Origin of the sequence: Amphritea sp., from assembly GCF_016744155.1 — a bacterium.
In the GTDB taxonomy this organism is placed as follows: domain Bacteria; phylum Pseudomonadota; class Gammaproteobacteria; order Pseudomonadales; family Balneatricaceae; genus Amphritea.
This window is the reverse complement of record NZ_JADGEW010000007.1, coordinates 127,193-140,236: the sequence shown is the minus strand read 5'-3', so window position 1 is coordinate 140,236 and position 13,044 is coordinate 127,193. Positions and strand designations below refer to the sequence as shown.

The window sequence follows — 13,044 nt, the reverse complement described above, 5'->3', positions numbered from 1 at the left end:
TTTATGAGTTTCGTATAAGTATAAATAGTTAGCTGGCCGGAATTTTCAGCACCTGACCTATCTGAATATGGTCAGCATTTCTGAGTCCGTTTACCTTTCGCAGAGCGGTCAACGATACACCGTTCCTGCTGGCAATAACAGAGAGCGTATCCCCTCTCATTACCTTGTAACGGGAGGGGATCGACTTAGAACTTCCCCGCCCCTCTTTCTGCCAAGCCAACCAGGTTAACGCCGGCGGTTTGGCTGAAAAATGCGCTTTGATCCCGGTAAAAATAGCCTTGGCCATCTTACGCTGATAGCTTTTCGATTTAAGCTTAGCAGCCTCATCGTGGTTAGTAATAAACCCCGTTTCGACAAGAATCGATGGAATATCAGGCGATTTAAGCACCACAAAACCGGCCTGTTCGACCTGTTTTTTATGCATCTTGGCAAAACGCCCCAGATTTCTGTGAATACTGTGCGCAATCTGACGACTATCGCTGCGACTGGCCGTCATCGACATATCCAGCAATACTTTAGCGAGCACATCATCTTTATCTTCAAGGCTTACACTGCCCACGCCGCCAATCAGGTCTGCACTGTTCTCTTTTTGCGCCAGCCATCGACCCATCTCACTACTGGCCCCCCGGGGAGACAAGACCCACACAGACGCACCTTTAGCTCGTTTATCTTTAAAACCATCGGCGTGAATTGAGACAAACATATCCGCATTCATCTTTCGGGCCCGCTGGGTACGGCTTCGAAGACTAATATAGTAGTCTCCATCCCGGGTTAGCTTGGGCTTAAAACCCCGTTCTTTTTCCAGCAAAGCTTTGAGTTCCCGGGCGATGCCCAGTACAACGGTCTTCTCTTTAACCCGGCCCGGACCGATCGCGCCAGGGTCTTCACCGCCGTGCCCGGCATCAATAGCGATAATAATATCCCGCAAGGTTGTCGGGTCGTTTGATACCGCTATAGCTGTTTTCTGTGGGGCCTTTTCCGCAACATCACGATACAGATCAAGTACCAAGCGATGGCCGTACTGATCATTGGGTTTAAGCGCAAAGCTCTTTGGTTTCACCGCCTCTTTCAAATCAAGCACGATACGCAGATCTTTACCGCTATTACGAGAGCCAGATCGCATGATAGAAATAGGGCTCTTACTCAGGTCGACTGCGGCCAGATCCGATAATAGCTTTGCTCCGGACAGATCCAGCACAATGCGATCAGGTTTTTTCAGCGTAAAGAGTTTATGCTGAACCGCTCCAGAAAGATCAAATACCAGACGAGCATGATCCGGCGCGATCCAGACCCGCACATTATGCACCTCCATCGCGTAACTATTCGCCGCCAACAACCAGCAGCTAAGCAGCACCGCGAGAACACCTGAACGTCGCATTACTCTGTTTATCATCACGCGATTAAAACCTGAATCCGTTACAACACATAGACAGCCAACACCATTATCGCTTTAATTATCAGTCAGTTTTTAGCTTATCGGCCAGTTGTCGGCCTTTTACAGTCTGCGGCTGCCAGTTTATTCTTCGCCCTAACTGTTCAACCGAAATATTCAGTAACAAATCAGCCACCGGCAACACGCCTTCACCCCGTTCAGGCCACTCAATCAGGCAAATACTATCATCAGTGAAATAGTCCCGAATTCCCAAATATTCCAATTCTTCGGGATCACCCAGACGGTAGAGGTCAAAATGAAATACCGTCCGATCACCTAATTCATAAGGTTCAACCAGTGTATAAGTAGGACTCTTAACAGAACCTTGATGACCAAATCCCCGCAATACCCCACGGCTCAAAGTTGTTTTCCCCATACCCAGATCACCGTTGAGAAAGATAACTTCTCCCCCTTCAGCAAACTGCGCCAATGCTCTTCCAAAGGCAACCATCGCGGCCTCATCGGCAACGAAAACACTATTCTCACTCTCTAACGGCACTCTGCCCACCCTTACATACCATTAACTAACAAACGCAATTGTGCCAACAGATCAGTCGCTTGCATACCTCGGGCACCATTTAGTTCTGCATTCCGATCTGCAGCAGCGCCATGCAACCATGCCCCTAATCGAGTGGCATCGCCAGAGGACAACCCCTGAGCCATCAACGCACCAATAACGCCACTGAGCATATCCCCCATACCGCCACTGGCCATACCCGGATTACCGGTCGGATTCAGATGGATAGCATCCCCATCAAAACTCAGCGTTCCTGGCCCTTTTAACAATGCGACCCCATCAAAAGCAGACTGTAAGGCGACAACAGAAGAAAACCTGTCAGCCTGTACGTCAGCCACAGAACATTCCAGCAAACGCGCCGCTTCACCTGGATGAGGGGTGATCACCCAATTACTACCCTTAAGCTGACCAAAGCCCCCCCGATGATTGATAAGATTAAGAGCATCCGCATCTAAAACCAGCGGTTTGCCACTACTCAGTGCTTTCATCAATAGCTGCTCACCCCATGCATTTTTACCCAGGCCAGGCCCCACCACCAGTACATCTGCTTTTTCAATATAAGGCTCTAATTCGGTGCCTGAGCGAACCCCAACCGCCATCGCTTCAGGATAGCGAGTAAGCAGAGCAGACAGATGCTCTGCCCGGGTAGCCACTGTCACCAAACCTGCACCACAACGACCGGCCGCCTGGGCCGCCATAATGGCCGCCCCTCCCATACCGAAATCCCCGCCGACCACCAACACATGACCACAACTGCCTTTATGTGTCGCCCTATCTCTGGGAGGCAACAGGTGGCTGACATCATCCGCCCCGGTAATAAATCCGGCCACTTCTACGGATTCATAAACATCATCACCAACCCGTAGGCTATCAAAAAACAATTCACCTACATGCTCTGGGCCCTGGTGCGTCAACAGCCCACGCTTAACACCGATAAAGGTGACTGTCATATCTGCCCGAATCGCCACACCCAATACAGCGCCCGTATCACTGCACAAACCGGATGGAATATCTAAAGCCACCACAGGAAGGCCTGACCGGTTAACTTGTAAAATAGCGGTAAGGAATGGCTCACGTACCGATCCGGTAATGCCTGTACCCAGCAAGGCATCAACAATCAATTCACCGGTAAAAGGCTGGCCGGCGAAAATCTGATAGGGTATAGATTCCTCTCGCAACCCGTTCCAGGCCTGTAAAGCCTCACCCGTTAAGCCTTCAACAAAATGTTCATCACCAACACAGAGCAACTGCACCTGTAACCCGAGTCTCTGAGCTAAAACGGCAACGACAAAACCATCTCCACCGTTATTCCCTCCACCGCACAACACTGTAATCCTGCGCAGATCAGGCCAACAATGACGCAATCGATCAAAAGCGGCATGTCCCGCCCGCTGCATCAGCTTAAATCCGGGAACGCCGCTATTGATCGCAGCTTGATCCAGCGCGCGGGTCTGCTCCGCTGTGTATAATGAGGCCGGCAATTCAGAATGTGGCATAACATACTCTCTGGAAACCTAATTCTAACTACATTATATAGCGCCAATGACTCAATACGACCCCGAAACATTGCAAAGCCTCGCGAATCTGATCAAAGAAAGAGCAATTTCTCTGGGTTTTCAACAGTGCGGAATCACCGGCACCGACCTCAGCGCAGAAGCTGATGCACTGCAGGACTGGTTGGACAAAGGCTACCAGGGAGAGATGAGTTATCTGGAAAATAATTTTGATAAGCGAATTAACCCTGCCCTGTTAACCGAAGGCACCCAGCGAATTATCTGTGTGCGCATGAACTGCCTGCCCCCGGATACCGACACAATCAAAATTCTTAAAAATCCGGATCAGGCTTATATCTCCCGTTACACCATGGGACGGGATTATCACAAAGTAATGCGCAAGAAACTAACCCGACTGGGTAAAGAAATTGAAGCGCTGATCGGTGAGTTTGGTTATCGCCCCTTTGTCGATAGCGCCCCGGTTCTGGAACGCTCTCTGGCTCGAAATAGTGGTCTCGGCTGGCAGGGAAAACACACCTTAATTCTCAACCGGGAAGCAGGCTCCTGGTTTCTGCTAGGCGAGCTGTTTGTCAATCTCCCCCTGCCAATCGATCCGCCCTACACGGAAGAGCACTGTGGGCAGTGCAAGGCTTGTATCGATATCTGTCCTACACAGGCGATCGTAGCACCTTATCAATTGGACGCACGACGCTGCATATCCTATCTAACGATTGAATTAAAAGGCTCGATTCCAGAGGAATTCAGACCCCTGATAGGCAATCGAATATTTGGTTGTGATGACTGCCAACTGATCTGCCCCTGGAACCGTTTTGCACAGGCCAGCGACGAAATGGACTTTACACCTCGCCATCAGCTCGACAAAATCTCCCTGCTTGAACTACTGGAATGGGATGAAGCAACCTTTCTAAAACGTACCGAAGGGTCCGCAATCCGACGTACGGGTTTCAGTGGCTGGCAACGTAATATCGCTGTAGCGCTGGGCAACAGCCGTGGCGGCGAACCGGTCATACAGGCGTTGAAGAAGTTAGTTGACGCTGGCGACCCTTTAGTTAGCGAACACGCTCTTTGGGCGCTGAACCACCTAGATGCAGGCGCAACAGCCAATAGCACTCCTATTCTGGACCACCCCCGTGTGGATAAACTACCCGACTAAAGCAAGGCTGACCTGAAAACAAACAGTGTTTAAGAGAGGTAGTATTGATTAAATTTTACTATTAATCATTACTACTCATAGGCAGATCAGGCGAGGGCTCACTGAACAAATAGCCCTGGGAGAAATCAATCCCTAATGACTCAACCACATGCTGAACCGCCTCATTATGGACAAACTCAGCCACGGTTTTAATTCCCGCATTGCGAGCAAAGAAAACTATCGCCCGGGTAATTTCATAGCTCTTGCTGTCGGTATCGATATGTTTGATATATTTTGCATCGATTTTGACAATATCCACATGCAGTTCGACAATCCGCTCAAAATTGGAATATTCCGTACCAAAATCATCAATCGCCAGCTTATAACCCAGCTGTTTTAGCCGGCTTAGCTGAGCAATATGATTATTCTTACCTGTGGCACTGATCCCTTCAAGAATTTCCAGCACAATCTGCTGAGGATCAACATCATATTCCGCGGTTTTTTCCGTAAGATACTCTTCCAGAAACTCCTGCAGCAGATCATCCTCAGTGATATTGATTGAGAGAGTCAGGTTAGTGCCTGCAATTTTCGCCAACCCTTTATCGACAACAACCCGGGTAATCGTTGGCAGCAACCCCGACAACCGAGCCGCATTAAGAAAGTGATAGGGGGTAAAGAAAGCCCCATCCACTTCCAACCTTACTAACGCCTCATAACTGACAATAAGCCCGGTGGCATTATCTCTGATGCCTTGAAAGAAAGGCGTCACACGCCCATCATTGAGGGCATTATGAAGCTTGGCATTCCAACTAATATACTGCCGACGAAGTGTCTGGTCTGGCTCATCCAGTTCTGCGTTATAGATATGATACTGATTTTTACCCCGCGCTTTCGCCTGGCTCATCGCCTGTACAGCATGCTCAAGCAAGCTTCTTCTGCCGATCGCTCCCCCCGCAGTAAAAGTAATACTGAAACTCTGATTATCAATCTGGACAGACTGACTGAACAGATATTTTTTAAACGCTTCTATCTGCTGTTGCAGATCAACTGTTTCGCGATAATAAAGCGCAAACTCATCAGCATTTATCCGGTGTAATTCCGCATCTGGAAACTGCTGGGTAAGCAGTTCGGCCACCTTACAGAGAAACTGATCACCAAATTCCGGCCCATATGCGGTATTAATAAAGCGAAAGTTATCCAGATTAACGAGCAGCAGTGATTGCTCTGCAATACAGAGATCGAGTTCCATCTTCAGTTTTGCCTGATTCGGCAGTGCCGTCAGAGAATCAAACTCAAGCGCCGTTATCAGCTGCTGCCGCTGCTCCTCCATTGCCTCTTCCTGAGACTGCTTCGCCAGCACAATATTGACCATTGAAGCACCCACATCCAACAACCGGGTATGAAACCCTGAAGGGGACCGGTTCTCAAACGAAGACAAAGCAAATGAGCCTATCACCTTGCCATCATTATTGCGGATGGGCATCGACCAACAGGCACAGAGGTTAAAATCAATCGCCAACTGTCTCAGGTCTTCCCATCGAGGATCGGTAAACGTATCTCTGACAAACACCGGCTCATTACGCATGACCGCATTACCACAAGAGCCACCACCTGGCCCGGGGACCAATCCTGTCAATGCATCAATACCCACCTGCGGTACACTAGGCGCAACCAGTACATTCAAAAGTCCTGTCTGATCATCACGTAACATCACCGAGGCCACTGAGTTTGGCAATAGCTTCTCTGCCATATGACAAAGAGCCGACAGCACATCAATACAGGCAATATTACTGGCAACCTGAGAAAATATGGCCTGCTGCAAACGTAGAATTTGATCCAGCTCTTCAACAGACATCGCCAGCATCTCATCAGAGGCCTGCTGATGTTCCAATAGGTTTTTAATACTGGTTGAATCAGTCATGCAATACCCGTTACCAATAACCCTAAGGGCTTATATGTACGTTTTTCTATCTACAACCGCCAAATACTAGTATAGATCGCATGACCAGATAGAGCGTATGGGAACTGCAATTGAACCTCCCATTATGAAAGTATGGTTGATAACCACACATCAGACATTAAAAAAAGCTCTCCGATAATGTTCCAGCTCATTAATTGAGTCTTTAATATCGTCCAGCGCTAAGTGCGAGCCTTTCTTCACCACCCCATCAAGCACTTCAGGAGCCCAGCGACGGGCCAACTCTTTAATCGTACTCACATCGAGATTGCGGTAGTGAAAAAACGCTTCAAGTTCCGGCATATACTTCACTAGGAAACGGCGATCCTGACCAATTGAGTTACCGCAGATAGGCGAAGCGCCTTTATCCACATAGCTGGCAATAAAATCGATCGTATTCTGCTCAGCCTGACGTTCACTAATGTCCGAATCTTTTACGCCCTGAGTCAACCCGGATTGCCCATGCTGCGTCGTACACCATTCATCCATACTGTCGAGCAATTGATCTGACTGGTGAATCACCAGGTTAGGGCCCTCAGCAAGAATATTCAGTTGCGAATCTGTTACGATAGTCGCGATTTCAATTATCCTGTCATGCTCAGGATTCAGACCGGTCATCTCAAGATCGATCCAGATCAGATTACTCTGCCGTGACATATTGGTATTCCTTAACGTCAGTACTATAAATTTGTTGCTGAATAGAATACCTTAGCAGGCTGTACAAATTCACCCCCAAAGCAGATTTAGCTGACAAATGTCGAAACGAAAGCTTAACCGACGCCAGACCTGGCGCGTACAAAAAATCCAGGACGAGCGCACCCAACGGGCGGCCCGCAAAGACTCGGATATAGATCAGCAACTAGAGGGAGGAGACCTGGGTCCGGAGCAACACGGCCAGATAATCTCTCACTTTGGCCGTCAGGTTGATGTTGAAGCATTGGAAGGCGAAGCCGCCGGTCAGATTTTCCGCTGTTATATGCGTACCAACCTCGACGTCCTGGTTACCGGCGACAATGTAATCTGGCGCGCTGGGACTGAGTATGGCGTTGTCGTTGCCAACCAACCACGCACAACCATTCTGCAACGGCCCAATAATCATGGCGAACTCAAGCCAGTAGCCGCTAATATTGATCAGATTGTTATTACTATTGCGGTTGAACCTCTAGCCCATTACAACCTTATAGATCGCTATCTGGTTGCGTCTGAACTGAGCGGTATCGAACCTATTATTCTGCTGAACAAAACGGACCTGTTGAACGATGAAAACCGTTCCCGTGCCGAGACCATGATTGAGCTATATCGCTCTATTGGCTACCAGGTTATGACCGTTTCCTCAACGGATCAACAAGGCCTCGCACCTCTCCAGGAACAGCTTAACAATAGAATTAGCGTATTTGTCGGTCAGTCTGGCGTGGGTAAATCATCGCTGATTAACGCACTGTTACCAGGAATAGACCTCAAAGTGGGGGCATTATCTGAATCCACCCGCAAAGGTACTCATACCACTACCACCGCCAGACTTTTCCATTTCCCTGAAGGGGGCGACCTGATCGACTCACCCGGAATACGTGAGTTTGGACTCTGGCATATCAATGAACACAACCTGCTTGATGGGTTTCGAGAATTCACTCCTTTCCTCGGTTATTGCAAATTCAGAGACTGCAACCATGAACGGGAACCCGGCTGCGCTATCAAAACAGCTATAGAAGAGGGTAAGATCAGCGAACAACGAGTAAATAGTTACAAACACATCCTGAATTCATTGAGTCAGGACTGAAACAGGCGGGGACAGTCAGGGCTGATGACCGAACAACAAAACCCTCAAAATGCTGAACAGTGGTGTGGTTTCCTAAATAACAAACGACCGCCGGTAAGACTCAGCATAATCAAACGGTTAGAGAAAAAACTGAGTGAGAAAGATTGCTCAGTTGTCGATATCAGCCGCTTGATAAAAGCTGACCCCTTGCTTTGCTTTCACGCTGCATTGGAAGCAAGCAAGCTTCACGATGAGAAAAAATCTGAAGTCACCAGTATCGATCACGCTATCGGCTCGCTTGGGTTACAGAAAATCTCAATACTGGTAAAAAGTTTACCCAGCATCCGCCTCAATCCCGCCAGTACCGCTCAGAAGATGTATTTTCGTTCCATCGCCAACAGCCAGCATGCTGCCATTCAAGTGCGTAGCTGGCTTAAACAAGCCCGCGGAAGCATGTTTGCCGAAGAGAGCTATCAAGCAGCTTTATTCTATGACATAGGACACTGGTTGCTCTGGCTTGAAGCGCCATCTCATATGTCCAAAATCCAGTTTCTAATTCGGGATAAAGGTATCAGCCCTGATCTTGCAGAAACCCAGGTGCTAGGCTGCACCCTTGAAGCGATCTCTAAACAACTACTAAATATATGGCCAGTATCTCAACTTGGTCGAATAGCCCTGGAACAGGATTTTACCCTTAACCGGCAGATGATCACCCAGCTGCACCAACGAGCGCTGGGAGACCCCCGTTTACATGGTGATAATCTACGCCAGCTTAATCATCTGACCCAACAGAAGTTTTTCCCGGTGAAGCTTAGCATCTGGCTGGCCCATGCTTCTTCCTATGACTGGGGCAGTGAAGCATCACTACAGATAACCGATATCATCAATGATTACCTGCGATCAGAACTGAATCAAACTCAGGCACTGCTACATAAGAACTGCGCTGTAGCGGCCCAGAACTATCATGTAGCAGGCACTCTGGCCCCCGCCGCTGAGATGATAATGCTGCCTTCAGATCTACATCCGGCATACCGATTGACCAATGCAGATAAAAAGTTGTTTGGCGAACAGTCTCCAAACCCCGCTTTACAGATCAACAAGGTTAAAAGTAAACGGGCTAATGACGCGGCAGACGGCACGGATAATCAGGAAAGTAAAAATAGAACTAAAGACAACAACAGCATTCTTGTCGGAAATAACGAACCGACTTTAGCGCAAGATGATAAAAAGCCTCTAGATATATCCGAGCAAGAGCCAGAGTTTGATTTTCTGAATCAGGATATATACGAGATGTACGCCGAGCGCTTTATTAAACGGGCAGACCAATACACGCAAGGCACTCAGGTGTTGGATGATTTGCTCAGAGGGCTTACAGAAGGTTTGGGGCTTAAGCGGCTAGCCTTAAATATCATTCCGCCAAAAAGCGGCACTATCAAAGTCGTTAAGGGGGTCGGTTTTGAAGATGGACACCCCTTACTTCTTTCAAGTCATCCACTGGCTGCTAACAGTCTGTTCTTCCGCCTGTATGAAAAACAAGCGTGCATCTTGGTGACTAAAGAGAATCGCCAACGGATAAAATCAATGCTCCCCGGTAGTTACAGTCGCTATGTCAGCGACCAGAACTACCTGATGATGTCGCTATTTGCGGGTAGCAAACCTATTGCTATCCTCTATGCCGACCGGGAAGGTCAGCATGATGGCGTTCAGAACTTTCACCAAGAAAAATTCAAGTACCTCAGCACTGCCGCCGGGCTTTGTCTGAAAGAAGTATACAAAACGCGAGCCGGAGCCCGTAAATGAACCTGCCACTGGTGATATCACCACAACAACTCTCAGACGCACTGAATCAACATGACGTACTAGTGGTTGATCTGTCATCTTCAAAGCACTATCAAAGCGGTCATATTCCCAGTGCTATCCATATGGACCCGGCGAAACTGTTACGGGGCAGCGGCGATATTAGCAATAAAATCCCGCTACCTGACCAGATAAGCGCCCTGCTCAGTGAACTAGGTCTTACGCCAGACCGTCATATCGTTGTCTATGACGATCAGATGGGCCCCTGGGCTGGACGGATGATCTGGACGCTTCACGGTATCGGTCATAATAAGTGCTCTTTTCTTAACGGTCACCTGACCGCATGGACTACGGCAGGATTCCCTGTGGAAACCACAGAGAATGAAGCAATACCCAGTCAATATCCGGTTACACAGAAACCCGGTTATCTCGCCGACATTCCCTATATTACCGAGCACCTTGGTGATCCGGATCATATCGTGCTCGACGTTCGCTCAGCTGCTGAATTCAGCGGTGAGAAAATAATCAACGTGAAACGGGGCGGACATATTCCAGGTGCGGTCAATTATGAATGGACCCGTGCACTGATATCCACGGATTATCCGGAACTGCGCCCTGCTGAAGAAATTCGGGCTGAGTTAGCCGCGCTTGGGGTCACCCCGGACAAAACAGTTATTACCCATTGCCAGACTCACCGTCGCTCAGGGCTAAGCTATCTGTTTACAAAACACCTTGGGTTCGACAAGGTACGCTGCTACGATGGCTCCTGGTTTGAATGGGGTAACCGGGAAGATACTCCGGTTGAGTCCTGACTTTTTTAATACTATCCAATATCGATCGAAATAATTTTCGGAAAACTGACTGTGAAAGATTCTCTGTTTATTCTGCTGCAACATCTATTGCCGCAGCACTTGCTCTCCCGCGCCGTTGGCTACCTTGCAGAAAGCCGCTGTAACTGGATAAGACGCCCTTTTATTAAGACATTTGCCAAACAGTACAAGGTCAATATGTCTGAAGCGGTCATAGAAGACCTGGAGCAGTTTGAAAACTTTAATGCCTTCTTTACCCGCGAACTGAAGCCAGGCATGCGCCCTCTTGATGAGGCCGCTGTTGTATCACCTGCAGACGGAGCTATTAGTCAGATAGGGCCTATTAATTATGGCCGTATACTTCAAGCAAAAGGTCGTGGCTACGGACTGAGTACACTGTTAGGCGGCCAGGCTGATCTGGCAGAACTGTTTATCAATGGTCGTTTCGCCACTATCTATCTATCTCCCAGTGACTATCATCGGGTACATATGCCAGTTACCGGTACGCTACGGGAAACTCTTTACGTCCCCGGTGACCTGTACTCAGTCAACCAGACTACTGCGCAAGGCGTTGATAATCTGTTCGCCAGAAATGAACGTCTGATTGCTATATTTGATACCGAACAGGGACCGATGGCGATGATTCTTGTCGGCGCCATGATAGTCGCCGGCATCGAAACGGTCTGGGGCGGTCAGGTGGCTCCACCACAAAACAAAGGCTGGCGCGTTGACCACCAGACACCAGCAGAGCCCGTTATACTTCAACAGGGCGAAGAGATGGGTCGATTCAAACTTGGCTCTACCGTCGTTCTGTTATTTGGCAAAGATGCCATTGAATGGTCAGAATCGCTAAAGGCTGAAGATCCGGTTCGTTTGGGGCAGGCTATCAGCAGTTCGTAAGCGAGCTACCTCAGACCGACGCGACTCGCCGGACGCGGTTTCACCGTTTGCGAGTGGCTAGAAAAAGCTTAAGAGCTTAATATTAAAGAACCTGCAGGTTTGCGGGTACTTACATACATTTATTCAGGTTTTATTATGAGTTGGTTAGACACACTTAACGCACTGGGTGTTCAGGTTGATGAGCTGGGTCATTGTCAGGTTTCTGAACCTGTAGAGGACAGCTCTTCGACAACAATAACCCCTCTGACTCATCTGGGTCTGTTTGACGTTGTCGGCCCTGATGCTGAAAAATTCTTGCAGGGACAACTTTCCTGCGATGTCGCAGAAGTCAGCGCAGGCAGAAGCTTGCTTGGCGCCCACTGTAACATCAAAGGCGGCATGATCAGCCTGAGCCGGTTAATGCCCGCTGAGGATGGCTTCTGGTTGCGCACCGAACGCCAAATACTGGACGCGGCGATGACCAACCTGAAGAAGTATATGATCTTCTCCAAAGCAGAGAGTTGTGATCTGTCTGACACTATTATCGGTCTCGGCTTTGCAGGAAAACCAGCTGCAGACCTTCTGAAAGCAGCCGGATTTACAATACCCGAAGAAACCGAGCAGTTCAGCCAGGGCCAAGATGGCCTATTAATTAAGGTTCCTGGAGAGCGTTTCGAGTTATGGCTCAACATTGAAAAAGCTGAAGCGTTACTGCCGACATTATTAAAAAATGCCGCTTTTGGTGATACCAACCAATGGCTATCAGAAGAGATCCGTTACGGCATCCCTTCCCTGAGCAGCCAAACACTGGAAAGCTTTATTCCGCAGATGACCAACCTTCAGACATTTGACGGGGTAAGCTTTACTAAAGGCTGCTATACCGGTCAGGAGGTCGTTACTCGCTTGCAACATCGGGGCAAACTTAACCGCCCCATGTACCGCCTGAAATTCAACGCCAGCAACATGCCCGTACCTGGCACTAAAATCAATACTCCGGATCGCGCAGGAGTCGGCACCGTAGTCAGCTCTGCCATGAGTCCGGTTTCTGAGAACAGCGGCGAACTACTGGCCGTAATTCTGAAAACCAGTTTTGATGACACCACAGTGGCTTTGACACTGGAAGACAATGCTCAGCCTTTGGAACGACTAGATCTGCCATACGCGCTAGATCCAGAACTGTTTGAACGAAAGACGATGTAGTCACTAGAACAGAGTCTTCGGCTTCTGCTAGTAGTTAGACTCGATGCTCGC

11 protein-coding genes are annotated in these 13,044 nt (G+C 48.7%); 6 read left to right on the top strand and 5 right to left on the bottom strand.

Annotation, left to right across the window (positions count from 1 at the left end; genetic code table 11):
- Positions 1-28 precede the first annotated feature (28 nt).
- The 3 genes from QZZ54_RS08390 to QZZ54_RS08380 form a co-directional block, all read right to left on the bottom strand.
- A complete protein-coding gene (locus QZZ54_RS08390) occupies positions 29-1,393 on the bottom strand; it encodes an N-acetylmuramoyl-L-alanine amidase (RefSeq protein ID WP_290701582.1) in 1,365 nt (454 codons plus the stop codon).
- Positions 1,394-1,457: 64 nt separating this feature from the next.
- The gene (gene tsaE / locus QZZ54_RS08385) at positions 1,458-1,931 is read right to left on the bottom strand and encodes a tRNA (adenosine(37)-N6)-threonylcarbamoyltransferase complex ATPase subunit type 1 TsaE (protein ID WP_290701504.1); all 474 of its coding nucleotides are present in this window, start codon (positions 1,929-1,931) and stop codon (positions 1,458-1,460) included.
- Positions 1,932-1,942: 11 nt separating this feature from the next.
- The gene (locus QZZ54_RS08380) at positions 1,943-3,445 is read right to left on the bottom strand and encodes an NAD(P)H-hydrate dehydratase (RefSeq protein ID WP_290701501.1); all 1,503 of its coding nucleotides are present in this window, start codon (positions 3,443-3,445) and stop codon (positions 1,943-1,945) included.
- A 46-nt stretch (positions 3,446-3,491) separates the two neighbouring features.
- Here QZZ54_RS08380 and queG point away from each other — a divergent pair, with 46 nt between their 5' ends.
- The gene (gene queG / locus QZZ54_RS08375) at positions 3,492-4,616 is read left to right on the top strand and encodes a tRNA epoxyqueuosine(34) reductase QueG (protein WP_290701499.1); all 1,125 of its coding nucleotides are present in this window, start codon (positions 3,492-3,494) and stop codon (positions 4,614-4,616) included.
- Positions 4,617-4,677: 61 nt separating this feature from the next.
- Here the strand turns inward: queG and QZZ54_RS08370 are convergent, their stop codons facing one another.
- Both QZZ54_RS08370 and orn read right to left on the bottom strand, forming a co-directional pair.
- Entirely contained in the window at positions 4,678-6,516 is a 1,839-nt protein-coding gene (locus QZZ54_RS08370; protein ID WP_290701496.1) for a GGDEF domain-containing protein, read from the bottom strand.
- A 150-nt stretch (positions 6,517-6,666) separates the two neighbouring features.
- Positions 6,667-7,209 carry an oligoribonuclease gene (gene orn, locus QZZ54_RS08365; protein WP_290701493.1) on the bottom strand — a complete coding sequence of 181 codons (543 nt, stop codon included), beginning with the start codon at positions 7,207-7,209 and terminating at the stop codon, positions 6,667-6,669.
- Positions 7,210-7,306: 97 nt separating this feature from the next.
- Here orn and rsgA point away from each other — a divergent pair, with 97 nt between their 5' ends.
- The 5 genes from rsgA (at position 7,307) to QZZ54_RS08340 (ending at position 12,993) form a co-directional block, all read left to right on the top strand.
- Positions 7,307-8,329: a small ribosomal subunit biogenesis GTPase RsgA gene (gene rsgA, locus QZZ54_RS08360; RefSeq protein ID WP_290701490.1), complete on the top strand. Its 1,023-nt coding sequence runs from the start codon at positions 7,307-7,309 to the stop codon at positions 8,327-8,329.
- A gap of 24 nt (positions 8,330-8,353) precedes the next feature.
- Positions 8,354-10,108 (top strand): HDOD domain-containing protein, encoded by a 1,755-nt coding sequence (locus QZZ54_RS08355; protein WP_290701486.1) that lies wholly within the window; start codon positions 8,354-8,356, stop codon positions 10,106-10,108.
- A complete protein-coding gene (locus QZZ54_RS08350) occupies positions 10,105-10,917 on the top strand; it encodes a sulfurtransferase (protein ID WP_290701483.1) in 813 nt (270 codons plus the stop codon). The genes QZZ54_RS08355 and QZZ54_RS08350 overlap by 4 nt, the downstream gene beginning before the upstream one ends.
- A 51-nt stretch (positions 10,918-10,968) precedes the next feature.
- Complete coding sequence (gene asd / locus QZZ54_RS08345) at positions 10,969-11,814, top strand: archaetidylserine decarboxylase (RefSeq protein ID WP_290701480.1); 846 nt, start codon at positions 10,969-10,971, stop codon at positions 11,812-11,814.
- Positions 11,815-11,949: 135 nt separating this feature from the next.
- Complete coding sequence (locus QZZ54_RS08340) at positions 11,950-12,993, top strand: folate-binding protein (RefSeq protein ID WP_290701477.1); 1,044 nt, start codon at positions 11,950-11,952, stop codon at positions 12,991-12,993.
- Positions 12,994-13,044 lie beyond the last annotated feature (51 nt).

Excerpts from the sequence above, each read along its gene's own strand:
- QZZ54_RS08390 (WP_290701582.1), bottom strand. The coding sequence starts at position 1,393 with ATGATAAACAGAGTAATGCGACGTTCAGGTGTTCTCGCGGTGCTGCTT.
- QZZ54_RS08380 (WP_290701501.1), bottom strand. The coding sequence starts at position 3,445 with ATGCCACATTCTGAATTGCCGGCCTCATTATACACAGCGGAGCAGACC.
- queG (WP_290701499.1), top strand. The coding sequence starts at position 3,492 with ATGACTCAATACGACCCCGAAACATTGCAAAGCCTCGCGAATCTGATC.
- QZZ54_RS08370 (WP_290701496.1), bottom strand. The coding sequence starts at position 6,516 with ATGACTGATTCAACCAGTATTAAAAACCTATTGGAACATCAGCAGGCC.
- orn (WP_290701493.1), bottom strand. The coding sequence starts at position 7,209 with ATGTCACGGCAGAGTAATCTGATCTGGATCGATCTTGAGATGACCGGT.
- rsgA (WP_290701490.1), top strand. The coding sequence starts at position 7,307 with ATGTCGAAACGAAAGCTTAACCGACGCCAGACCTGGCGCGTACAAAAA.
- QZZ54_RS08355 (WP_290701486.1), top strand. The coding sequence starts at position 8,354 with ATGACCGAACAACAAAACCCTCAAAATGCTGAACAGTGGTGTGGTTTC.
- QZZ54_RS08350 (WP_290701483.1), top strand. The coding sequence starts at position 10,105 with ATGAACCTGCCACTGGTGATATCACCACAACAACTCTCAGACGCACTG.
- QZZ54_RS08340 (WP_290701477.1), top strand. The coding sequence starts at position 11,950 with ATGAGTTGGTTAGACACACTTAACGCACTGGGTGTTCAGGTTGATGAG.